Annotated in this window: 18 protein-coding genes; 11 read left to right on the forward strand and 7 right to left on the reverse strand. The window is 71.8% G+C overall.

Going from position 1 to position 22,701, the window contains the following annotated elements:
- Positions 1-36: 36 nt before the first annotated feature.
- Genes ACFVX9_RS25140 through ACFVX9_RS25160 form a run of 5 tightly spaced genes read left to right on the forward strand, consistent with a single transcriptional unit; the run spans position 37 to position 7,839 of the window.
- A complete protein-coding gene (locus ACFVX9_RS25140; protein ID WP_380378877.1) occupies positions 37-1,833 on the forward strand; it encodes an IucA/IucC family protein in 1,797 nt (598 codons plus the stop codon).
- Positions 1,830-2,399, forward strand: a complete 570-nt coding sequence (locus ACFVX9_RS25145) for a GNAT family N-acetyltransferase (protein ID WP_380378876.1) — start codon at positions 1,830-1,832, stop codon at positions 2,397-2,399. Before ACFVX9_RS25140 ends, ACFVX9_RS25145 begins: the two co-directional genes overlap by 4 nt.
- Before the next feature lie 9 nt (positions 2,400-2,408).
- A complete protein-coding gene (locus ACFVX9_RS25150; protein ID WP_380480636.1) occupies positions 2,409-3,854 on the forward strand; it encodes a lysine N(6)-hydroxylase/L-ornithine N(5)-oxygenase family protein in 1,446 nt (481 codons plus the stop codon).
- Positions 3,832-5,655 (forward strand): IucA/IucC family protein, encoded by a 1,824-nt coding sequence (locus tag ACFVX9_RS25155; RefSeq protein WP_380336397.1) that lies wholly within the window; start codon positions 3,832-3,834, stop codon positions 5,653-5,655. The genes ACFVX9_RS25150 and ACFVX9_RS25155 overlap by 23 nt, the downstream gene beginning before the upstream one ends.
- Before the next feature lie 12 nt (positions 5,656-5,667).
- A complete protein-coding gene (locus ACFVX9_RS25160; protein ID WP_380378872.1) occupies positions 5,668-7,839 on the forward strand; it encodes an ATP-dependent DNA helicase in 2,172 nt (723 codons plus the stop codon).
- 132 nt (positions 7,840-7,971) lie between these two features.
- On the opposite strand, the gene lexA is transcribed toward ACFVX9_RS25160, so the two are convergent.
- Complete coding sequence (gene lexA / locus ACFVX9_RS25165; protein WP_380336391.1) at positions 7,972-8,853, reverse strand: transcriptional repressor LexA; 882 nt, start codon at positions 8,851-8,853, stop codon at positions 7,972-7,974.
- A 356-nt stretch (positions 8,854-9,209) separates the two neighbouring features.
- Here lexA and nrdR point away from each other — a divergent pair, with 356 nt between their 5' ends.
- Both nrdR and ACFVX9_RS25175 read left to right on the forward strand, forming a co-directional pair.
- Positions 9,210-9,707 (forward strand): transcriptional regulator NrdR, encoded by a 498-nt coding sequence (nrdR, locus tag ACFVX9_RS25170; protein WP_063349343.1) that lies wholly within the window; start codon positions 9,210-9,212, stop codon positions 9,705-9,707.
- A gap of 203 nt (positions 9,708-9,910) precedes the next feature.
- Positions 9,911-12,796, forward strand: coding sequence for a vitamin B12-dependent ribonucleotide reductase (locus ACFVX9_RS25175; RefSeq protein WP_387983578.1), 2,886 nt, complete (start codon positions 9,911-9,913; stop codon positions 12,794-12,796).
- Positions 12,797-12,886: 90 nt separating this feature from the next.
- Here ACFVX9_RS25175 and metG read toward each other — a convergent pair whose 3' ends face one another.
- The 3 genes from metG to ACFVX9_RS25190 all read right to left on the reverse strand — a co-directional run bounded on the left by metG (position 12,887) and on the right by ACFVX9_RS25190 (position 15,868).
- Complete coding sequence (metG, locus tag ACFVX9_RS25180) at positions 12,887-14,620, reverse strand: methionine--tRNA ligase (RefSeq protein WP_387983580.1); 1,734 nt, start codon at positions 14,618-14,620, stop codon at positions 12,887-12,889.
- Positions 14,621-14,819: 199 nt separating this feature from the next.
- The gene (locus ACFVX9_RS25185; protein WP_063348346.1) at positions 14,820-15,020 is read right to left on the reverse strand and encodes a DUF397 domain-containing protein; all 201 of its coding nucleotides are present in this window, start codon (positions 15,018-15,020) and stop codon (positions 14,820-14,822) included.
- Entirely contained in the window at positions 15,017-15,868 is an 852-nt protein-coding gene (locus ACFVX9_RS25190) for a helix-turn-helix transcriptional regulator (RefSeq protein WP_063348345.1), read from the reverse strand. Before ACFVX9_RS25190 ends, ACFVX9_RS25185 begins: the two co-directional genes overlap by 4 nt.
- A gap of 309 nt (positions 15,869-16,177) precedes the next feature.
- Between ACFVX9_RS25190 and ACFVX9_RS25195 the strand changes: the two genes are divergently transcribed.
- Positions 16,178-16,336, forward strand: a complete 159-nt coding sequence (locus ACFVX9_RS25195; RefSeq protein ID WP_159398464.1) for a hypothetical protein — start codon at positions 16,178-16,180, stop codon at positions 16,334-16,336.
- 51 nt (positions 16,337-16,387) lie between these two features.
- Here ACFVX9_RS25195 and ACFVX9_RS25200 read toward each other — a convergent pair whose 3' ends face one another.
- From ACFVX9_RS25200 to ACFVX9_RS25210, 3 genes are all read right to left on the reverse strand, one after another.
- Positions 16,388-16,588 carry a DUF397 domain-containing protein gene (locus ACFVX9_RS25200; protein WP_063348344.1) on the reverse strand — a complete coding sequence of 67 codons (201 nt, stop codon included), beginning with the start codon at positions 16,586-16,588 and terminating at the stop codon, positions 16,388-16,390.
- Between the two features lie 60 nt (positions 16,589-16,648).
- A complete protein-coding gene (locus ACFVX9_RS25205; protein ID WP_387983583.1) occupies positions 16,649-17,278 on the reverse strand; it encodes a GNAT family N-acetyltransferase in 630 nt (209 codons plus the stop codon).
- Between the two features lie 125 nt (positions 17,279-17,403).
- Positions 17,404-18,687, reverse strand: a complete 1,284-nt coding sequence (locus ACFVX9_RS25210) for an adenylosuccinate synthase (RefSeq protein ID WP_063348342.1) — start codon at positions 18,685-18,687, stop codon at positions 17,404-17,406.
- Between the two features lie 126 nt (positions 18,688-18,813).
- Between ACFVX9_RS25210 and ACFVX9_RS25215 the strand changes: the two genes are divergently transcribed.
- The 3 genes from ACFVX9_RS25215 to purM all read left to right on the forward strand — a co-directional run bounded on the left by ACFVX9_RS25215 (position 18,814) and on the right by purM (position 22,659).
- A complete protein-coding gene (locus ACFVX9_RS25215) occupies positions 18,814-19,668 on the forward strand; it encodes a hypothetical protein (RefSeq protein ID WP_063348341.1) in 855 nt (284 codons plus the stop codon).
- A gap of 242 nt (positions 19,669-19,910) precedes the next feature.
- On the forward strand, positions 19,911-21,494 hold the full coding sequence (gene purF, locus ACFVX9_RS25220) for an amidophosphoribosyltransferase (protein ID WP_063348340.1): 1,584 nt from the start codon (positions 19,911-19,913) through the stop codon (positions 21,492-21,494).
- Positions 21,495-21,573: 79 nt separating this feature from the next.
- Positions 21,574-22,659 carry a phosphoribosylformylglycinamidine cyclo-ligase gene (gene purM / locus ACFVX9_RS25225; RefSeq protein WP_063348339.1) on the forward strand — a complete coding sequence of 362 codons (1,086 nt, stop codon included), beginning with the start codon at positions 21,574-21,576 and terminating at the stop codon, positions 22,657-22,659.
- Positions 22,660-22,701 lie beyond the last annotated feature (42 nt).

Genomic DNA, 22,701 nt, shown 5'->3' on the forward strand with positions numbered 1-22,701 from the left:
GCGCGTCCGCACCCCCACGCGCCCCAAGGAGCAGCCTTGAGCACCGCCCTCACCGGAGCCCCGCCCGCCCCGCTGCTGCACGCGGACCGGCCGGCCGAGCCCGATCCGCTGCTGCACCCGGACCCCGCCGTCGCCGCCGAACAGGCCGCCCTGGAAGCCCTGCTGCGCTGCTGGACGCGCGAGACCGGCGCCCGCCCCGGCCCCGACGGCCGGCTGCGGATCGCCGTCCTCGGCGGCGCCGCCCGGCTCTCCGCCCCCGTCCGCTACTGGTCGCCCGGCGGCTGGCACCGGTTCGGCCCCGCCGTCCTCTCCGCCGGGGAGGGCACCGCCGACGCCCCCGTGGACGCCGTCACCACCGCCGCGCTGCTCGCCGCCGCGGCCGCCGACCGCCCCGACCCCGGGCAGGTCGCCGACCTCGCCGCCCGGGTCGCCGACTCGGTCGTCCGCACCGCCGACATCCTCGCCCACCGCCGCACCGCCGCCCCCGCCGGCGGCCCGGAACGCTCGCACTTCCTCGCCGCCGAACAGTCCCTGCTGCTCGGCCACCCGCTGCACCCCACCCCGAAGAGCCGCGACGGCCTCGGCCCGGCCCAGAGCGCCGCCTACTCGCCCGAACTGCACGGCTCCTTCCAACTCCACTGGTACGCGGTCCACCGCGACCTGCTCGCCGCCGGCTCCGCCCTCACCGACAGCGCCGACCGGATCACCGCGGACCTGCTCGGCGACCACGCCGCCCTGCCGCCCGGCACCGCCGCCCTGCCGCTGCACCCCTGGCAGGCCCGCGAACTCGCCCACCGCCCGGCCGTCGCCGCCCTGCTCGCCGACGGGCTGCTGCACGACCTCGGCCCGGCCGGCGAACCCTGGTACCCCACCTCCTCGGTGCGCACCGTCTACCGCCCCGGCACCCCCTGGATGCTCAAGCTCTCGCTCGGCCTGCGGATCACCAACTCCCGCCGGGAGAACCTGCGCAAGGAACTCCACCGCGGCCTGGAGGTGCACCGGCTGCTGGAGAGCGGCCTGGCCGCCGAATGGCACCGTGCCCACCCCGGCTTCGACATCGTCCGCGACCCGGCCTGGATCGGCGTCGACCACCCCGCCCTCGGCGACCCGGGCGGCCTGGACACCGTGCTGCGCGCCCAGCCCTTCGCCCCCGCCGACCGCGCGCTGTGCGTCGCCGGGCTGGTCGCCGAACAGCCGCTCGGCACCGGCGACACCGTGCCGTCCCGGCTCGGCGACACCCTGCGGGCGCTCGCCGTCCGCTGCGGCCGCCCGCTGCGGACCGTCGCCGCCGAATGGTTCCTGCGCTACCTGGACGCCGTCGTACTGCCCGTCCTCTGGCTGGACGGCACGGCCGGCATCGCCCTGGAGGCGCACCAGCAGAACAGCCTCGTCCTGCTCGACGCCGACGGCTGGCCCAGCGGCGGCCGCTACCGCGACAACCAGGGCTACTACTACCGGGAGAGCGCCGCCGACCGGCTCACCGCGCGGCTGCCCGGGCTCGGCGAGCACAGCGACACCTTCCTGCCCGACGAGGTGATCGACCACCACTTCGCCTACTACCTCGGCATCAACCACGTCCTCGGCCTGGTCGGCGCCTTCGGCAGCCAGGGGCTCGCCGACGAGACCGTGCTGCTGGCCGGGCTGCGCCGCTTCCTGGCCGGCCCGCGGGCCGCCGCCACCGGCTCGGCGCTGCCCGGGCTGCTGCTCGACGCGCCCACCCTGCCCTGCAAGGCCAACCTGCTCACCCGGATCAACGGCCTGGACGAACTGGTCGGCCCGGTCGCCACCCAGTCCGTCTACGTGGACATCCCCAACCCGCTGGCGGGCGCATGAGCCTGCTCGACGACCCGCCGGGATGGGGCGCGATCCCCACCCCGGCCGGCGAGTTCCGGCTCAGCCCGGTCCGACTGCCCACCGACCTGGACCTGCTCGCCGGGTGGATGAACGACCCCGAGATCGCCGCGTTCTGGCGGCTCGCCGGGCCGCCCGACGCCACCGAACGGCACCTCCGGGCCCAACTCGACGGCGACGGCCGCAGCGTGCCCTGCCTCGGCCTGCTCGACGGCGCCGCGACGAGCTACTGGGAGGTCTACCGCGCCGACCTCGACCCGCTCGCCCGGCACTACCCGGCCCGGCCGCACGACACCGGCGTCCACCTCCTGATCGGCCCCGCCGAGAGCCGCGGCCGGGGCCTCGGCGCCGTCCTGCTGGCCGCCCTCGCCGAGCGGATCCTGCGGCAACGGCCCCGCTGCGAACGGGTCGTCGCCGAACCGGACGTCCGCAACCGGCGCTCCGTCCGGGCCTTCGAACAGGCCGGATTCCGGCTGGACACCGAACTCGACCTGCCCGACAAGCGCGCCGCCCTGATGGTCCGTGCCCGCGTCCCCTTCGTCGCCTAGGACACCCCCGTGGACACCCCAGCACCCCAGCCGCCGTACGACCTGCTCGGCGTCGGCATCGGCCCCTTCAACCTCTCGCTCGCCGCGCTCGCCGCGCCCGTCCCCGGCCTGCGCACGCTCTTCTGCGACCAGCGCCCGGAGTTCCGCTGGCACCCCGGCATGCTGGTGGACGGGGCCCGGATGCAGGTGCCGTTCCTCGCCGACCTGGTCTCCCTCGTCGACCCGACCAACCCCTGGTCCTTCCTCAACTACCTGCGCGACCAGGACCGGCTCTTCCCGTTCTACTTCGCCGAGCGCTTCCAACTGCCCCGCCGCGAGTACGACCACTACTGCCGGTGGGCCGCCGAACGGCTCGCCAACTGCCGCTTCGGCACCGAGGTCACCGCCCTGCACTGGGAAGCCCCGCACTTCCGGGCCGAGCTGACCGACACCGCGACCGGGCGGCGGACCGAGGTGCACGCCCGCAACCTCGCCCTCGGCGTCGGCACCCGGCCCGTCCTGCCCGCGGCCTTCACCGCCCTCGACGGCCACCCGCGCGCCTTCCACTCCGCCGACTACCTGGACCGCCGCGGCGACCTCGCCGGCGCCCGGGACATCACCGTGGTCGGCAGCGGGCAGTCCGGCGCCGAGGTCTTCCTCGACCTGCTCCGGCGCCACGACGGCGACGGCGTCCGGCTGCGCTGGCTCACCCGGACCAGGGCGCTCGCGCCGATGGAGTACTCCAAGCTCGGCCTGGAGCACTTCACCCCCGACTACACCCACTACTTCCACAGCCTGCCCGAACCCGTCCGGGACGCGCTGGTCGCCGCCCAGTGGCAACTGCACAAGGCCGCCAGCGCCGAAACCCTCGCCGAGATCCACGACCACCTCTACGAACGCACCATCGGCCGCCCGATCGACACCGCCCCGGTCGACATCACCCCCGGCACCGCCGTCACCGAAGCCCGCCCCGGCCCCTGCGGCGGCCTCGAACTGCACTGCCGGCACGGCGACTCCGGCGTCGAACACGTCCTGCGCACCGACGCCGTGGTGCTCGCCACCGGCTACCGGGCCGCCCGGCCGACCGCGCTCGAACCACTCGCCCGGCTGATCGACTGGGACGGGGACGGGCGCTACCGGGTCGACCTCGACCACCGGGTCGCCACCCGGCCCGAACTCACCGGCGGCCTCTACGTCCAGAACGCCGAACTGCACACCCACGGCGTCGGCGCCCCCGACCTGGGGCTCGGCGCCCACCGGGCCGCCGTCATCCTCAACGCCGTCACCGGCCGGACCGTCCACCGGCTGCCCGCCCGCACCGCCTGGACCGGCTTCGCGCCGCCCGGGACCGCCCCCGCCGCTGCGGGCGCTGCCGCGGGCGCCGCCGCGGCTGTTGCCGAGGGCACCCCCACCGAGAGCACCCCCGCCATCCCCCGTCCCCAGGAGCTGACCCGTGCCGCAACCGTCGGCCGCTGAACCGCCGTTGTACCTGCCCCCGCACCTGACCGCCGGGCACTGGCGGCGGGCCGGGCGCGCCCTGCTGGCCAAGATGCTCGGCGAGTTCGCCTACGAGGAACTGCTCACCCCCGTCCGCGCCGCCTCCGACGGCGAGTACCTGCTCTGGCTGCCCGAGGCCGAGTACCGCTTCACCGCCCGCCGCGGCGCGTACGGAAGCTGGCGGGTCGACCCGGAGTCGGTCCGCTGCTCCGACCCGGACGGCCTCGACCCGCTGCGCTTCCTCCCGCACGCCCGGCACGCCCTCGGCCTGCGCGGCGAGACCACCGGCCACCTGATCCGCGAACTCACCGCCACCCTGACCGCCGACGCGCACCAGCTCGCCACCGCGCTCACCGCCGCCGAACTCGCCGACCTCGACCACCCCGCCCTGGAGGGCCGCCAGGACGGCCACCCCTGGATCGTCCCCAACAAGGGCCGGATCGGCTTCTCCGCCACCGACGCCGCCCGCTGGGCCCCGGAGGCCCGCACCCCGCGCCCGCTGCCCTGGATCGCCGTCCACCGCCGGCTCGCCGAGTACCGCGGCGTGCCCGGCCTGGAGCGGCCCGAGCAGCTGTACGCCCGCGAACTCGACGACCCGGACGCGCTGCGCGCCGCCCTCGGCCCGGCCGCCGCCGACTACCTGCTGCTGCCCGTCCACCCCTGGCAGTGGGACGAGACGATCGTCCCGCTGTTCGCGCCCTGGATCGCCTCCGGCGAGATCGTCCCGCTGCCCTCCGACGGCGACCCACGGCTGCCCCAGCAGTCCATCCGCTCCTTCTTCAACACCGCCCACCCCGAGCGCTGCACCGTCAAACTGCCGCTGTCCGTCCTCAACACCCTGGTCTGGCGCGGTCTGCCCACCGAACGCACCCTCGCCGCGCCCGCCGTCACCGCCTGGATCCACGGCCTGCGCGACGCCGACCCCTACCTGCGCGACGAGTGCCGGGTGATCCTGCTCGGCGAGATCGCCTCCGTCACCGTCGACCACCCGCTCTACCGCGAGCTGCCCGAGGCGCCCTACCAGTACAAGGAACTCCTCGGCGCGATCTGGCGCGAACCGCTCGGCCCCTTCCTGGCCGGCGGCGAACGCGCCCGCACCCTGGCCGCCCTGCTGCAGACCGGCTCCGACGGCCGGGCGCTCGCCGCCGAACTGATCGCCCGCTCCGGGCTCACCCCCGCCGCCTGGACCGGCCGGCTGTTCGGCGCCGTGCTGCCGCCGCTGCTGCACTTCCTCTACCGGTACGGGCTGGTCTTCTCCCCGCACGGCGAGAACGCCATCGTCGTCTTCGACGAGCACGACGCGCCGACCCGGCTCGCGGTCAAGGACTTCGTCGACGACGTCAACCTCAGCGACCAGGACCTGCCCGAACTGCGCGACCTGCCCGCCGAGGTCGACGACGTCCTGCTGCGGGACGGCCCGCAGGGGCTCTGCCAGTTCCTCCACTCCGGGCTGTTCATCGGCGTCCTGCGCTACCTCGCCCCGCTGCTGGAGGCGCAGACCGGGCTGCCCGAGGCCGAGTTCTGGGCCCTGCTGCGGGCCGAGATCCGCCGCTACCAGGACCGCTTCCCCGGCCTGGGCGAGCGCTTCGAGTTGTTCGACCTGTTCCGGCCGCGGATCGACCGGCTCTGCCTCAACCGCAACCGGCTGCTGCTCGACGGCTACCAGGACCGCCCGCACCGCCCGCACGCCGCCCGGTACGGGACCGTCCCCAACGCCCTGGTGACCCTGGAGGCGGATCTTCCCGGGCGACGGAGCCGGATTGTCACCCCAGCCCCGTAGGCTGGGAGGGTCATGACGAACGACTCCGAAACCCAGCTCCCCGGCGAGACCGAGCTCCCTGGCGAGGACGGCGGCGCCGCCGCCGACGTCGAGGAAGCCGTCGCCGTTCCGCGCTCCCGCATCCCCGACCTGCTGCACGCCGCGGTGGCGGCCGTCGGCGGCGTCGAGCGCCCCGGTCAGCTCCGGATGGCCGAGGCCGTCGCCGACGCCGTCGACAACGCCGAGCACCTGCTCGTCCAGGCCGGCACCGGCACCGGGAAGTCCCTCGCCTACCTGGTGCCCGCGCTCGCCCACGGGGACCGCGTGGTGGTCGCCACCGCCACCCTGGCGCTGCAACGCCAGCTCGTCGAACGGGACTTGCCGCGCACGGTCGAGGCGCTGCACCCGGTGCTGCGCCGCCGCCCGCTGTTCGCGATGCTCAAGGGCCGCTCCAACTACCTGTGCCTGCACCGGGCCAACGAGGGCACCCCGAGCGACGAGGGCGAGGGCCTGTTCGACGCGGCCGAGGCGCTCGGCGGGCCCGCCAGCAAGCTCGGGCAGGACGTGCTGCGGCTGCGCGAGTGGGCCGACGAGAGCGACACCGGGGACCGGGACGACCTCAGCCCCGGCGTCTCCGACAAGGCCTGGGCCCAGCTGGCGGTCACCTCCAAGGAGTGCCTGGGCGCCACCCGCTGCGCGTACGGGCAGGAGTGCTTCGCCGAGAAGGCCCGGGAGCGGGCCAAACTGGCCGACGTCGTGGTCACCAACCACGCGATGCTCGCGATCGACGCGATCGAGGGCGCGCCGGTGCTGCCCGAGCACGGGCTGCTGATCGTCGACGAGGCGCACGAACTGGTCAACCGGGTCACCGGCGCGGCCACCGCCGAGCTGACCGTCGGCGCGGTCAACCGGGCGGTCAAGCGCGCCGCCCGGCTCGCCAACGAGAAGGCCGTGGACGCCTTGCAGGCCGCCGCCGAGAACTACCACGGCCTGATGGAGACCGCCCAGCCCGGCCGGGTCGAGGAACTGCCCGAGTACCTGGCGTACGCGGTCACCTCGATCCGGGACGCCGCCCGCCAGGTGATCAGCTCGCTCGGCGAGACCCGCGACAAGGGGCTCAGCGACGAGGACGCCGTCCGCAAGCAGGCGATGGCCTCCGCCGAGTCGCTGCACGAGACCGCCGAGCGGCTGCTGGAGGACTCCGAGTACGACGTGGTCTGGATCGAGCGCAGCGACCGCTTCGGCATGGGCACCGGCTCGCTGCGGGTCGCGCCGCTCAGCGTCTCCGGGCTGCTGCGCGAGGGCCTCTACAAGGAGCGCTCGGTGGTGCTCACCTCGGCCACCCTCAAGCTCGGCGGGGACTTCAACGGCGTCGCCGCCTCCGTCGGCCTGCCCTCGGACTCCCGGCTGCCGGACCAGCGCACCCCCGGGGACAATCCTTCGGCCGGGTCCGGGTCCGGGTCCGGTTCCGGTTCCGGTTCCGGGTTCGGCGAGGACGCGGTGCCGCACTGGCGCGGCATCGACGTCGGCTCGCCGTTCAAGTACCCCAAGCAGGGCATCCTGTACGTCGCCCGGCACCTCGCCGATCCCGGCCGAGATCCCGAACGGCCCGACATGCTGGACGAGTTGGCGGAGCTGATCGGCGCGGCCGGCGGGCGCACGCTGGGCCTGTTCTCCTCGATGCGCGGCGCCCAGACGGCCGCCGAGGCGCTGCGGGAGCGGCTGGACAACCGGATCCTGCTCCAGGGGGAGGACACCCTGGGCGAGTTGATCCGGGAGTTCGCCTCGGACGCGTCCACCTGCCTGTTCGGCACGCTCTCGCTCTGGCAGGGCGTGGACGTGCCCGGCTCGGCCTGCCAGCTGGTCGTGATGGACCGCATCCCGTTCCCCCGGCCGGACGACCCGCTGATGAGCGCCCGCCAGAAGGACGTCGAACAGCGCGGCGGGAACGGCTTCATGGCCGTCGCGGCGACGCACGCGGCGCTGCTGATGGCGCAGGGCGCCGGCCGGCTGGTGCGCGCGGCCGAGGACCGGGGCGTGGTCGCGGTGCTCGACCCGCGGGTGGAGACCAAGCGGTACGGGAGCTTCTTCCGCTCCTCGATGCCGGAGTTCTGGTACACCACGGACCGCAACCAGGTGCGCCGCTCGCTGGCGGCGATCGACGCCTCGGCGCCGCCGGTCAAGCCGGTGGTGAAGCGGGGCTGAGCGGTGCGGTGATCCGGGGCTCCGTCCAGCCCCCCTGGGGGCCGAGGCGGGGCCCGGAAGCCCCCGGAGACGCCGGAGGGGCTCCCCGCGACCACGCGGTGGAGCCCCTTCCCGCTGGGTGCGCGCGAGGCGTCAGAGGCGGCGCAGGACCGCGACGACCTTGCCCAGGATGGTCGCGTTGTCGCCGTTGATCGGCTCGTACGCCGGGTTGTGCGGCATCAGCCAGATCCGGCCGTCCTCTCGCTTGAGCCGCTTGACCGTGGCCTCGCCGTCGATCATCGCGGCCACGATGTCGCCGTTCTCGGCGACCGGCTGGCGGCGCACGGTGACCCAGTCGCCGTCGCAGATGGCCGCCTCGATCATCGAGTCGCCGCGCACGGTGAGCGCGAACAGCTCGCCCTCGCCGACCAGCTGGCGGGGCAGCGGGAAGACGTCCTCGACCGTCTGCTCGGCCAGGATCGGGCCGCCGGCGGCGATCCGGCCGACCAGCGGCACGTACGAGGTGGACGGCCGGCCGGCCGTCTCGGCGGTGTTCGGGCGGGCCACCTCGACGCCGCGGACCTCGTAGGCGCGCGGGCGGTGCGGGTCGCGGCGCAGGAAGCCCTTGCGTTCCAGGGCCATCAGCTGGTGGGCGACCGAGGAGGTGCTGGACAGGCCGACGGCCTGGCCGATCTCGCGCATGGACGGCGGGTAGCCGCGGCGCTGGACGGAGTCCCGGATGACCTCGATCACGCGGCGCTGGCGTTCGGTGAGACCGGCCTCGTCGGTGCGGATGCCGGGGGGGCGGCCGGGCAGCGCGCGGGTGGGCGCCTGGTGGGCGTCGTCGATCGCGGGGGAGTGTTCGATCGGCTGGTCGGGAACGCGGCCCGTGCTGGAAAGGGCCGGGCCGGAGAGGCGCTGGTCTTCGCTACGGTCCATGCTGATGTCCACGCTCTGCTGATTCGTGGTGCGCTGCCCCACCTTGAACTGGGAGTGTTCCTGCACCGGGATGGTGTTGCTTTCGATGGTGTTCACGGCGGCCCCTCTCGACGGCTGTCCTCTCCCCTTTTCCAGCCCAACGCCCCTCCTATCGAAAGGTTGCGCCAAACACACGTTCGAGTGAATTATTCGAGAGTTGGCTGACTCGATCAAGGCTTTGCTGTACATCGAGACTGTGCATCGAGTAAATGTTCGATCGGATCTCGACTTCGGCAGTCTAATCGGTGCCGACACGCCAGGGGTGTCGCTTCCCCCGGAGACCTACATCTAGTGGTTACAGTCCTCTCCGTGCCCAGTACTAGTGGTTACGGCGCATGATCAGCTTGCCGAGGCCGGGGTCGCATCGCATAGACTCAACAGGTCCGCACGTCCTGCCAGGGAGGGATCCTCAGGTGCACTGCCCCTTCTGCCGGCACTCCGACAGCCGTGTTGTCGACAGCCGGACCAATGAGGACGGCAGCTCGATCCGCCGTCGTCGGCAGTGCCCGGACTGCGGCCGCCGCTTCACCACCGTGGAGACGGCCGCACTGATGGTCATCAAGCGCAGCGGGGTCACCGAGCCCTTCTCCCGGGAGAAGGTCATCACCGGCGTCCGCAAGGCCTGTCAGGGCCGCCCGGTCACCGAGGACGCCCTCGCCCAGCTCGGCCAGCGGGTCGAGGAGTGCGTGCGCGCCACCGGCAACGCCGAGCTGACCACCCACGACGTCGGGCTGGCCATACTCGGCCCGCTCAAGGAACTCGACGTGGTCGCCTTCCTGCGCTTCGCCAGCGTGTACCAGGCGTACGACGGACTGGAAGACTTCGAGGCCGCCATCGCGGAACTCCGCGCCGAACGGCCCGTCCCCGAGGCGGACGGCACCTGCGTGCCCGTCGCCGCCGCCGCGCCCTAGGAGGCGCCGGCACCCGGCCCCCTGGCGGGCCTTGCTGCACCACGGGTCCCACGGGGCCCACGCATGCCCGGAAAAAGGGCACAGAACACAACAAACCGTGCGCAAGCAGGCGAGGTCTCGGCCTGCCCGCACACCGGAAGAACGAACCAGCGGTGCCCGGACTTTTCAGGGCACTTCGGGCGTTTGCCCAGGAGGAGGAAGAAGTGACAGACACCACGAGCGGTTCCGCACGCGGGTCGAAGTCCGACAAGACCACGGCCAAGGGCGGCGGCAAGGCCCCCAAGGGCGGTCTGCCGATCGGGCGCATCTACACCACTCCTGGCGTGCACCCGTACGACGAGGTCCGCTGGGAGCGCCGCGACGTCGTCATGACCAACTGGCGCGACGGGTCCATCAACTTCGAGCAGCGCGGCGTCGAGTTCCCCGACTTCTGGTCGGTCAACGCCGTCAACATCGTCACGTCCAAGTACTTCCGCGGCGCCGTCGGCACTCCCCAGCGCGAGTGGAGCCTCAAGCAGATCATCGACCGCGTGGTGCTCACCTACCGCGCCGCCGGCGAGAAGCACGGCTACTTCGCCACCAAGGACGACGCCGAGATCTTCGAGCACGAGCTGACGCACGCCCTCCTCCACCAGGTGTTCAGCTTCAACTCGCCGGTCTGGTTCAACGTCGGCACCAAGCAGCCCCAGCAGGTCAGCGCCTGCTTCATCCTGTCCGTCGACGACTCCATGGAGTCGATCCTCGACTGGTACAAGGAAGAGGGCATGATCTTCAAGGGCGGCTCCGGCGCCGGCCTCAACCTCTCCCGCATCCGCTCCTCGAAGGAACTGCTGTCCTCCGGCGGCAACGCCTCCGGCCCGGTCTCCTTCATGCGCGGCGCCGACGCCTCCGCCGGCACCATCAAGTCCGGTGGCGCCACCCGCCGCGCGGCCAAGATGGTCGTGCTCGACGTCGACCACCCCGACGTCGAGGCCTTCATCGAGACCAAGGTGAAGGAGGAGGAGAAGATCCGCGCCCTGCGCGACGCCGGCTTCGACATGGACCTCGGCGGCGACGACATCACCTCCGTCCAGTACCAGAACGCCAACAACTCCGTCCGCGTCTCCGACGAATTCATGACCGCCGTCGAGAACGGCACCGAATTCGGCCTGCGCGCCCGGATGACCGGCGAGGTCATCGAGACCGTCGACGCCAAGAAGCTGTTCCGCAAGATGGCCGAGGCCGCCTGGGCCTGCGCCGACCCCGGGATCCAGTACGACTCCACCATCAACCACTGGCACACCTGCCCGGAGTCCGGCCGCATCAACGCGTCCAACCCCTGCTCCGAGTACATGCACCTGGACAACTCCAGCTGCAACCTCGCCTCGCTGAACCTGATGAAGTTCCTGCGCGACGACGACTCGTTCGACGCGGACACCTTCGCCAAGGTCGTCGAGCTGGTCATCACCGCGATGGACATCTCCATCTGCTTCGCCGACTTCCCCACCGAGAAGATCGGCGAGACCACCCGCGCCTACCGCCAGCTCGGCATCGGCTACGCCAACCTCGGCGCCCTGCTGATGGCCACCGGCCACGCCTACGACAGCGAGGGCGGCCGCGCCCTGGCCGGCGCCATCACCTCGCTGATGACCGGCACCGCCTACCGCCGCGGCGCCGAACTCGCCGGCGTCGTCGGCCCGTACGACGGCTACGCCCGCAACGCCGCCCCGCACCAGCTGGTCATGAAGCAGCACGCGGACGCCTCGCTCGCCGCCGTCTCGCTCGACGAGCTGGACGCCCCGGTCTGGGCCGTGGCCAACGACACCTGGCAGGACGTCCTGCGGATCGGCGCGCAGAACGGTTTCCGCAACGCCCAGGCCTCGGTGCTCGCCCCCACCGGCACCATCGGCCTGATGATGGACTGCGACACCACCGGAGTCGAGCCGGACCTGGCGCTCGTCAAGTTCAAGAAGCTCGTCGGCGGCGGCTCGATGCAGATCGTCAACGGCACCGTCCCGCGCGCCCTCAAGCGCCTCGGCTACCAGGACGAGCAGATCGAGGCGGTCGTCGCCCACATCGCCGAGCACGGCAACGTGGTGGACGCCCCGGGCCTCAAGGCCGAGCACTACGAGGTCTTCGACTGCGCGATGGGCGAGCGGGTCATCTCGGCCATGGGCCACGTCCGGATGATGGCCGCGATCCAGCCCTGGATCTCCGGCGCGATCTCCAAGACCGTGAACATGCCCGAGTCCGCCACCGTCGAGGAGATCGAGGAGATCTACTTCGAGGCGTGGAAGATGGGCGTCAAGGCGCTCGCCATCTACCGCGACAACTGCAAGGTGGGCCAGCCGCTTTCGGCGAAGAAGAAGGAATCCGAGCCCAAGCCCGAGGTGGCCGCCCCGGCCGCCGCGGTCCAGAAGGTCGTCGAGTACCGCCCGGTCCGCAAGCGCCTGCCCAAGGGCCGCCCGGGCATCACCACCTCCTTCACGGTCGGTGGCGCCGAGGGCTACATGACCGCCAACTCCTACCCGGACGACGGCCTCGGCGAGGTCTTCCTCAAGATGTCCAAGCAGGGTTCGACCCTCGCGGGCATGATGGACGCCTTCTCCATCGCCGTCTCGGTCGGCCTGCAGTACGGCGTGCCGCTGGAGACCTACGTCTCGAAGTTCACCAACATGCGCTTCGAGCCGGCCGGTCTGACCGACGACCCGGACGTGCGGATGGCGCAGTCGATCGTCGACTACATCTTCCGCCGCCTGGCGCTCGACTTCCTGCCGTTCGAGACCCGCTCGGCGCTCGGCATCCACTCCGTCGAGGAGCGCCAGCGCCACCTGGACACGGGCTCCTACGAGCCGCTGGAGTCCGAGGAGCTCGACACCGAGTCGCTCGCCCAGTCGGCCCCGGTGGTCGCCACCCCGGCCCCCGCCGTCGAGGCGCCCAAGGCCCCCAAGGCCTCCCCGGCGCAGGCCCACAACTCCACGGAGCTGATGGAGATCCAGCTCGGCCTCAACGCCGACGCCCCGCTCTGCTTCTCCTGCGGCACCAAGATGCGCCGCGCCGGCAGCTGCTACCTCTGCGAGGGCTGCGGCTCCACCAGCGGCTGCAGCTGACCGCCGGAACTGACCCCGCGCGGGTGAGCCACCGCTGAGGCGGGGGGGGGGGGGGGCGGCCTCCTCGTTCCTTGCTCCCCCCCCCGGGGCTCAGCCCTCCTGGCCGCCGAAGCGGGTGGTCCAGGCGGCCAGGTCCTCGTCGGTGATCTTGGCGAACAGCACCGGCGGCACGGTGAACGCCGTCCCGGCCGGCACCAGGTCCAGTGCCCGCGCCTGCTCCGGGCCGACCCAGGACAGGCCGGCCGCCGGAGCGTCCCCGGGCAGGGCGAAGGCGCCGCGCATCGCCGCCGCCGCGGTCGGGATGAACGGCTCGGAGACCACCGCGTACAGCTGGATCAGGTTCATCGCGGTGCGCAGGGTCAGCGCCGCCGCGTCCGGGTCGGTCTTCACCTGGAGCCAGGGCGCCTTCTCGTCCAGGTACGCGTTGCCCGCGCTCCACAGCGCGCGCAGCCCCTGCGCGGCCTTGCGGAAGTTGAGCGCGTCCAACTGGGCCTCGTACTCGGCCAGCAGGGCGGCGATCTGCTCGCCGAGGCGCTGTTCGGCCTCGCCGGGCGCGTGGCCGGCCGGGACGGCGTCGCCGAAGCGCTTGCGGCTGAAGGTGAGCACCCGGTTGACGAAGTTGCCGAGGGTGTCGGCGAGGTCCTTGTTGACGACGGAGGCGAAGAGGTCCCAGGTGAAGCTGGAGTCGTCCGACTCGGGGGCGTGCGCCATCAGGAAGTAGCGCCAGTAGTCGGCCGGCAGCAGTTCCAGGGCGACGTCGGTGAAGATGCCGCGCTTCTGGCTGGTGGAGAACTTCCCGCCGTAGTACGTCAGCCAGTTGAAGGCCTTGACGTAGTCGACCTTCTTCCACGGCCGGCGCGAGCCGAGGATCGTGGCCGGGAACATCACGGTGTGGAACGGGACGTTGTCCTTGGCCATGAACTCGGTGTACCGGACGCTGTGGTCGGCCTCGTACCACCAGGACTTCCAGTCCCGGGCCTGCCCGGCCGGGGCCGCGTCCGCCCACTCCTTGGTGGCGCCGATGTACTCGATCGGGGCGTCGAACCAGACGTAGAACACCTTGCCCTCGGCCGCCAGCTCCGGCCAGACGTCGGCCGGCACCGGGACGCCCCACTCCAGGTCGCGGGTGATCGCGCGGTCCTGGAGGCCTTCGGTGAGCCACTTGCGGGCGATCGAGGAGGCCAGCACCGGCCAGTCGTCGCCGTGGGCGGCGATCCACTGCTCGACCTCGTCGGTCAGCTCCGACTGGAGCAGGAACAGGTGCCTGGTCTCCCGGACCTCCAGGTCGGAGCTGCCGCTGATCGCCGAACGCGGCTCCAGCAGGTCGGTCGGGTCCAGCACCCGGGTGCAGTTCTCGCACTGGTCGCCGCGCGCCTTGTCGTAGCCGCAGTGCGGGCAGGTGCCGACGATGTAGCGGTCCGGCAGGAAGCGGCCGTCGGCGTTGGAGTACACCTGCCGGATCGCGCGCTCCTCGATGAAGCCGTTGCGCTGGAGTTCGCGGGCGATCTCCTGGGTGATCTCGCGGTTCTGCGGGGAGGAGCTGCGGCCGAAGTGGTCGAAGGACAGCCCGAAGCCGTCGTACACCGCCTTCTGCGCGTCGTGCGCCTGGGCGCAGAATTCGGCGACGGGCAGCCCGGCCTCCTGCGCGGCCAGTTCGGCGGGCGTGCCGTGCTCGTCGGTCGCGCAGATGTAGAGCACCTCGTGGCCGCGCTGGCGCAGGTAGCGGGAGTAGACGTCCGCCGGGAGCATCGACCCGACCATGTTGCCCAGGTGCTTGATCCCGTTGATGTACGGAAGGGCGCTGGTGACCAGGTGCCGAGCCATCCTCGGATGCTCCGATTTCTCCCGCACGCGCACCCCACCCGGAGTGCTGTGCCAGGCGCAGGGGTCCACTGTGGGCTGCCAAGCCTACCGCCGCGGGGCCGGGAGGGCGGTGCGGTTCAGGGGTGGGTGCGGTTCAAGGGCGGTGCTGCTCAGGGGTGGGTGCGGCTCGGGTGCGGTGCCGCTCGGGGTCGGGTGCGGCTCAGGGCCCGACGGAGTCGCTGTACCGGTCGAACTCCCCGGCCTTCACCCCGCGGACGAACGCGGCCCACTTGCGCGGCGTGGTCCGGACGACGATTTCGGGGCGGTCCGACTCGCGGATCTCCACCAGACCGTCGGCGGCTCTGATCTCGACGCACTCGTTGCTCTCGCCACTGGACGAGGACTTCCGCCACTCAGTCATGAGAAGTCTTTCAGTAAGGCCCGGATGAAGTCCCGGGACTCGGCCGGCCCGAGGGCGACCGCGGCGGTCTCCTCCTTGATCTGTCGGTAGGTCTGCAGTTCGGTGTCGAGGTGCACGAACTTCGGCCCGTTCGAGAGGTCGATCTGCACGGTGTCGAGCTCGGGAACGGGCCCGCGGGCGAGGTAGAGGCTCTCTCCGGACCCGGGAAAGGTGTCGACGCTGAACGGGATGGTCCGGATCTCCACCCCGGGCCGCTCGGAATCCTCCAGCACGCCGAGCAGCTGGTCGCGCAGCACCACCGCCCCGCCGAACTGCATGCGCAGCGCGGATTCGTGGATGTACGCGGCGTACGGCTTCGGGCGTTCGGTGAACAGCCGCTGGCGTTGGATCCGGAATGCCGTGCGGGCGTCGGCGTCCGGCTGGGGCATGGGTGGCCGGACCCGGGCGAACACCGCGGAGGCGTACGCCGAGGTCTGCAGCAGTCCGGGGATGAAGGTGGTGTGCAGGATGGCCAGCGACTCGGCGTGGTGTTCCATTTCCGCGATGTCGATGAGCCCGCCGGGCAGCCGGCCGCGGTAGCCGTCCCACCAGTACTTGCGCCGGTCCTGTGTCATCGCGAGCAGCGCGTCGAGGTAGGGGCCGTCGGAGCAGTGGCAGGTGCGGGCCCAGAGCCGGAGCCGTTCGGCGCTGATGCCGGACTTCCCGTTCTCCATCTGCGAGATCTTGGGCAGGTCGGTGCCCAGGGTGGCGGCCAGGCTCTTGGGCGTCACGCCCACGCGTTCGCGCATCTTGCGCAGCTCGATGCCAAGGCGCTGCTGACGCACGGTCGGCGACAAGCGGGGTGGCATGACTCTCTTCTCCGGATCGCGGCTCGGGTCGATGCTTCCGGTGAAGTGTGCCGTGCTTACCCGGCCCTAGCTACTGAAATGGGGGATACCCCACGATGGAGTGAACGTTCTCCCGCTCGGTAGCAAGTCTTGCACCTCGACCCTATGGTCGATCCCGCGTCAGTCACTGACTTGTTGTGGCCTAAACAGCCGCCAATCAGCCGTAAATACACACCAGATGCATGGTCGGCACGCTCGACATCACCGACCGGAGACTGTCATGCCGCTTCCGCTGCTTCTCGCCCCCGCCCACCGCATTCCCGCTACCCGGTGAACGGCCTGCTCGTCGCCGGTTTGTCCGCCCTCCTGCTGGCCGTGCTATTCGTCGGCTGGCTGGTCTGGCTGGTCAACGCCCAACCCCGCGAACCGCGTTCCGCAAAACGCGAGTTCGTCGTCCGCCATTCCTCCGCCGCCGTCGAGAAGAAATAGCGCGCGGCAGCGGTGGCCCCCCGCCGGGAGGGGGGCCACCGGAGGGTGCGGTCAGCCGTCGCCGAAGTGGTCGAATTCGCCGCGCTTCACGCCCTCGATCCAGAGCGCGAACTTCTGCGGGGTGGTGACGATGATCGCGTCGGGGCTCTCGGATTCGCGGACCTCGATCAGCCCCCGTTCGTTGACGGACACCTCCACGGAGTCACTGCCGTCCCGGGTGCTGCTGGTGGACTTCTGCCACTGCTGGGTCATCGGTTGCCTTCTCCCATTCCGGTTCCTGCCTGGCACCCTGGACAACTCCCGGGGGGCCGTTCAGGAACGGGGGCGCACGGAGGGTTCGGCACCGCGCGAAAGGCGCTCGACGAGGCGGATCCGGGCGACGGGCCACTCGTCGGCGAGCATCGAGAAGTAGGCGGTGTCGCGCCACACGCCGGTGTCGCGCCGCTTCTCGCGGCGGTGGACGCCCTCGTACTGGGCGCCGAGGCGCACGATCGCGTTGCGGGAGCGCTCGTTGAGCGCGTCCGTCTTCCAGTAGACCCGGCCCATGCCCAGGTCGTCGAAGGCGTGGGAGAGCAGCAGCAGCTTGGCCTCGGTGTTGACGGGCGTGCGCCAGACCGAGCGGGCGTACCAGGTGCCGCCGATCTCGACGACCTCGTCGTCGGCCCTGAAGTCGTAGTAGCCGGTGACGCCGACGGCCCGGCCGCTGGGGAGGTCGATCACGGCGAACTTCACCGCCGATCCGGCCGCCACCTCGGCGAGCCGGGCGTCGATGATCGCGCCCAGTTCCTCCTCGGTGGCGGGCGGGAGGGAGGGGATCCAGCGCCAGACCTCCGGGTCGGGGCCGACGCCGGCCCACAGGTCGGGCAGGTGGTGGCGGCCGAGGGGCTCCAGGCGGATGTGGCGGCCGGTGAGGGTGACGGGTGTGGGCGGCTGTGCGGTCATGCCGGAAAGGTAGCGCCACGCTGCACTAGATGCAATGGACTTCTGCGCTAGTGCAAAATTGACGGAGCGGGCAAAGCGAAGGGCCCTGCGGGACGTGTCCCGCAGGGCCCTCGACCGGATCAGGCTCAGATGAACGAGTTGATCTGGATCGTCTCGTCGCGGCCCGGGCCGACGCCGATGGCGGAGATCGGCGCGCCGGACATCTCCTCCAGCGCCTTCACGTACGCCTGCGCGTTCTTCGGCAGCTCGGCGAAGGTCTTCGCCTTGCTGATGTCCTCGGTCCAGCCCGGCAGCGTCTCGTAGATCGGCTTGGCGTGGTGGAAGTCGGACTGGTTGTACGGGAGTTCCTCGACCCGCTTGCCGTCGATCTCGTACGCGACGCAGACCGGGATCTGCTCCCAGCCGGTGAGCACGTCGAGCTTGGTGAGGAAGAAGTCGGTGAGGCCGTTGACCCGGGTCGCGTAGCGCGCGATGACCGCGTCGAACCAGCCGCAGCGACGGTCACGGCCGGTGGTGACACCGCGCTCGCCGCCGATACGGCGCAGCGCCTCGCCGTCTTCGTCCAGCAGCTCGGTCGGGAACGGGCCCGAGCCGACGCGGGTGGTGTACGCCTTCAGGATGCCGATGACCCGGTCGATCTTGGTCGGGCCGATGCCGGCGCCGGTGCAGGCGCCGCCCGAGGTCGGGTTCGACGAGGTCACGAAGGGGTACGTGCCGTGGTCGACGTCGAGCAGGGTGCCCTGGCCGCCCTCCAGCAGGACGACCTTGTTCGCCTTGAGCGCCTGGTCCAGGACGAGGGTGGTGTCGGCGAGGAAGGGCTTGATCTTGTCCGCGTAGCCGAGGTACTCCTCGACGACCAGCTCGGCCGGGATGGCGCGGCGGTTGTACAGCTTGACCAGGATCTGGTTCTTGTCGTGCAGCGCCGCCTCGATCTTCTGGCGCAGGATCGACTCGTCGAACAGGTCCTGGACCCGGATGCCGACGCGGTTGATCTTGTCCGCGTAGGTCGGGCCGATGCCGCGGCCGGTGGTGCCGATCCGGCGCTTGCCGAGGAAGCGCTCGGTGACCTTGTCCAGGGTGCGGTGGTACGGCGTGATCAGGTGGGCGTTGCCCGAGACCAGCAGCTTCGAGGTGTCGATGCCACGGTCGTTGAGGCCGCTCAGCTCGGAGAGCAGCACGCCCGGGTCGATGACGACGCCGTTGCCGATGACCGGCGTCACGTTAGGGCTGAGGATGCCGGAGGGGAGCAGGTGCAGGGCGTACTTCTGGTCGCCGATGACCACCGTGTGACCGGCGTTGTTGCCGCCCTGGTAGCGGACGACGTAGTCGACGGAGCCGCCGAGGAGGTCGGTGGCCTTCCCCTTGCCCTCGTCCCCCCACTGAGCGCCAACGAGCACGAGTGCCGGCACAGGCGTACACCCCTTCCGGTTGGGGCATCCTGCGTAGGCCGCAGTCTGCCCCGAGATAGACGAAGCCCCTGGCGCAGTAGCGCAAGGGGCTCTTGCACCGAGAGATTACCTGAGGAAGGACCGGTCGTGTCGTCCCTGTCCACGCCCGCAACCGGCGGCCCCGAGCCGCTCCTGCTGCTCCTCGACCCGGCGGCCCGGCACACCGACGGCGAGTCGGTGCGGATCGCGAAGGACGTGCTCTGCGGAGGCGCGGACGTCAAGGTGGTCTATCCGGAGAGCCCGTCCGAACTCGACCGGGTGCTTTCGCACCGGGGTCGGAGGCGACCGGTCGTGATCGGTTCCGACCTGGCGTTGCAGCGGGTGCTCCAAGCCCTGTACCGCCAGCGTGAGCTGGGCGCGGATCCGGTGGGCATGGTTCCGGTCGGCCGGTCGGAGGAGCTGGCCGCGGCCCGCGCGCTCGGGGTGCCGGGCGAGCCGGTCCGGGCCGCGCGGGCGGTGCTGTCGGGTGCGGCGCGCAAGCTCGACCTGCTGGTGGACGACGGCGGCGGGGTGGCGCTGGGAGGGGTGCGGATCACCGGTGCCGGGACGCGGCGACCGGCCGGCCGTACGGGTGGTTGGCGTTCGCTATGGGCGAAACTGGCTGCGGCCGAGCAGGCGAACGCACTCACGGCGGACGGCCGGTCCTGCGCCGAGCACAATCCCCGGGTCCGGGTCGAGGCCGACGGCCGGCTGCTCGCCGACGTGCACCGGCCGGTGCGGCTGGTCCAGCTGACCCTGCCGGGCGTCGAGGCGGACGGCGCGGGCGTGCTGGAGGTGGTGATCCGCGCGCCCGGCGCCCTGGTGCGGGCCCGGGCGGAGAGCGTCTCGGTGGTCGGGCGCGGCTTCGGCTACGAGGCGGACGGCCACCCCGTCGGTCCGGTCCGCGCCCGCACCTGGACGGTCCACCCGGGCGCCTGGGGCCTGTTGCTGCCCGCCGCGTGACGCCGGGGTGAACCCCGGGTGAGCAGGCTCACTTTCGCGGCCGCCCCGACTCCCGGCTCTCCGCACACGGAACGCCCCAACAGGCGCGAACCACAAGGCCAACCGCCTCCGGCCGGAATTCCCCCCACCCGAAATCCCCACCTGGTAAGGGGTTTTGTCTACGCGCGTTACCGGCCGATCGCCAGACAATCCCGGCCGCCCGGGTTCCGGAAGCCGGTGCCCGCTGCCCTAGACTCGAAGACGTGCCACGTGGTGACGGAAGACTCAACCACGATCTTCTTCCCGGTGAGAAAGGCCCCCAGGACGCTTGCGGCGTCTTCGGTGTCTGGGCTCCCGGCGAGGAGGTCGCCAAGCTCACGTTCTTCGGCCTTTACGCCCTGCAGCACCGCGGTCAGGAATCCGCGGGCATCGCAGTGAGCAACGGCTCCCAGATTCTCGTCTTCAAGGACATGGGGCTTGTCTCCCAGGTCTTCGACGAGGCCTCCCTGGGGTCGTTGCACGGGCATATCGCCGTCGGACACGCCCGCTACTCGACCACCGGGTCCTCGGTCTGGGAGAACGCCCAGCCGACCTTCCGCGCGACCGTGCACGGTTCGCTGGCCCTCGGGCACAACGGAAACCTGGTGAACACCGCCGAACTGGCGGAGATGGTCGCCGAACTGCCCGGTGAGGAGCACGTCTCCCGCTCCGGGCGGAGCGCCGCGACCAACGACACCGACCTGGTGACCGCGCTGCTCGCCGGCCACCCGGACCTCTCCATCGAGGAGACGGCCAAGGTCGTGCTGCCCAAGGTCAAGGGCGCGTTCTCGCTCGTCTTCATGGACGAGCACACCCTCTACGCCGCCCGCGACCCGCAGGGCATCCGCCCGCTGGTGCTCGGCCGGCTGGAGCGCGGCTGGGTCGTCGCCTCCGAGACGGCGGCGCTGGACATCTGCGGTGCCTCGTTCATCCGCGAGGTCGAGCCCGGCGAGCTGATCGCCGTCGACGAGAACGGCATGCGCAGCTCCCGCTTCGCCGAGGCGAAGCCCAAGGGCTGCGTGTTCGAGTACGTCTACCTGGCCCGCCCCGACACCAGCATCGCCGGGCGCAACGTGCACCTCTCCCGCGTGGAGATGGGCCGCCGCCTGGCGAAGGAGGCGCCCGCCGAGGCCGACCTGGTGATAGCGACGCCGGAGTCCGGCACCCCCGCCGCGATCGGCTACGCCGAGGCCAGCGGCATCCCGTACGGCTCCGGCCTGGTGAAGAACGCCTACGTGGGCCGCACCTTCATCCAGCCCAGCCAGACCATCCGTCAGCTCGGCATCCGGCTCAAGCTCAACCCGCTGCGCGAGGTCATCGCGGGCAAGCGCCTGGTGGTCGTCGACGACTCGATCGTCCGCGGCAACACCCAGCGCGCGCTGGTGCGGATGCTGCGCGAGGCCGGCGCCGCCGAGGTGCACATCCGGATCTCCTCGCCGCCGGTGAAGTGGCCGTGCTTCTTCGGCATCGACTTCGCCACCCGCGCGGAGCTGATCGCCAACGGGATGACCGTCGAGGAGATCGGCCGCACCCTCGGCGCGGACTCGCTCTCCTACATCTCGATCGACGGCATGATCGAGGCCACCAAGCAGCCCAAGGACAGGCTCTGCCGGGCCTGCTTCGACGGCGAGTACCCGATGGAGCTGCCGGACCCGGCACTGCTCGGCAAGCTCCTGCTGGAGGCCGAGATCAAGGGCAGCCAGCAGCCGCCGGCCGTGCGCGGCAAGCCGACCAGCGGCAGCGACCTGGACGGCGTCCAGTCGCTGCTCGGCGGGGCGGGCGCGGCCGACGCGCTGCGCCGCCCGTAACGAATCCACGGTGGGGTCCCGCGAAACGGGGCCCCACCGCTGTTCCAGCCCCCACCAGACCCGAGAGGGCCGCACCGTAGTGACCAGCAACCAGAACGGCGCCACCTACGCCGCAGCCGGCGTCGACATCGAGGCGGGCGACCGCGCCGTCGAGCTCATGAAGCAGTGGGTGAAGAAGGCGAACCGCCCCGAGGTGGTCGGCGGTCTCGGCGGCTTCGCCGGCCTCTTCGACGCGTCCGCCTTCAAGCGCTACGAGCGGCCGCTGCTGGCTTCGGCCACCGACGGCGTGGGGACCAAGGTGGCCATCGCGGCCGCCATGGACAAGCACGACACCATCGGCCACGACCTGGTCGGCATGGTCGTCGACGACCTGGTGGTGTGCGGCGCCGAGCCGCTGTTCATGACCGACTACATCTGCGTCGGCAAGGTCGTGCCGGAGCGGGTCGCCGCGATCGTCAAGGGCATCGCCGAGGGCTGCGCGCTGGCCGGCTGCGCCCTGGTCGGCGGCGAGACCGCCGAGCACCCGGGCCTGCTCGGCCCGGACGAGTACGACGTCGCGGGCGCCGGCACCGGCGTGGTCGAGGCGGACGCGCTGCTCGGCGCCGACCGCGTGCGGGCCGGCGACGTGGTGATCGCGATGGCGGCCTCGGGCCTGCACTCCAACGGCTACTCGCTGGTGCGCCACGTGCTGCTGAACGAGGCCGGCTGGAAGCTGGACCGCAAGGTCGAGGAGTTCGGCCGCACGCTCGGCGAGGAGCTGCTGGAGCCGACCCGGATCTACTCGCTGGACTGCCTGGCGCTCACCCGCGCCACCGAGATCCACGCCTTCTCGCACGTCACCGGCGGCGGCCTGGCGGCCAACCTGGCCCGGGTCGTCCCGGACGGCCTGCACGCCCGCCTGGACCGCGGCACCTGGACCCCGCTGCCGGTCTTCCAGACCGTCGCCCAGGTCGGCAAGGTGGCCACCCTGGAGATCGAGAAGACGCTCAACATGGGCGTCGGCATGGTCGCGGTCGTCCCGCCGTCCTCGGTGGACGCCGTGCTGGCGATCCTGGAGGACCGCGGCGTCGAGGCCTGGCTGCTCGGCGACATCGTCGAGCGCACCGGCGAGCACGAGGCCGGCGCGGCGCTCTACAACGCCTACGAGGGCTTCACCGCGGGCTGAGCCCGGCGGGACGACGGAAGGGCCCCTCCGGCGCACCGGAGG

Source organism: Kitasatospora sp. NPDC058243, from assembly GCF_042882025.1.
In the GTDB taxonomy this organism is placed as follows: domain Bacteria; phylum Actinomycetota; class Actinomycetes; order Streptomycetales; family Streptomycetaceae; genus Kitasatospora.

Coding starts and splice junctions, on each gene's coding strand:
- ACFVX9_RS25145 (WP_380378876.1), top strand. CDS start 1,830: ATGAGCCTGCTCGACGACCCGCCGGGATGGGGCGCGATCCCCACCCCG.
- ACFVX9_RS25160 (WP_380378872.1), top strand. CDS start 5,668: ATGACGAACGACTCCGAAACCCAGCTCCCCGGCGAGACCGAGCTCCCT.
- metG (WP_387983580.1), bottom strand. CDS start 14,620: ATGGCTCGGCACCTGGTCACCAGCGCCCTTCCGTACATCAACGGGATC.
- ACFVX9_RS25185 (WP_063348346.1), bottom strand. CDS start 15,020: ATGACTGAGTGGCGGAAGTCCTCGTCCAGTGGCGAGAGCAACGAGTGC.
- ACFVX9_RS25190 (WP_063348345.1), bottom strand. CDS start 15,868: ATGCCACCCCGCTTGTCGCCGACCGTGCGTCAGCAGCGCCTTGGCATC.
- ACFVX9_RS25200 (WP_063348344.1), bottom strand. CDS start 16,588: ATGACCCAGCAGTGGCAGAAGTCCACCAGCAGCACCCGGGACGGCAGT.
- ACFVX9_RS25205 (WP_387983583.1), bottom strand. CDS start 17,278: ATGACCGCACAGCCGCCCACACCCGTCACCCTCACCGGCCGCCACATC.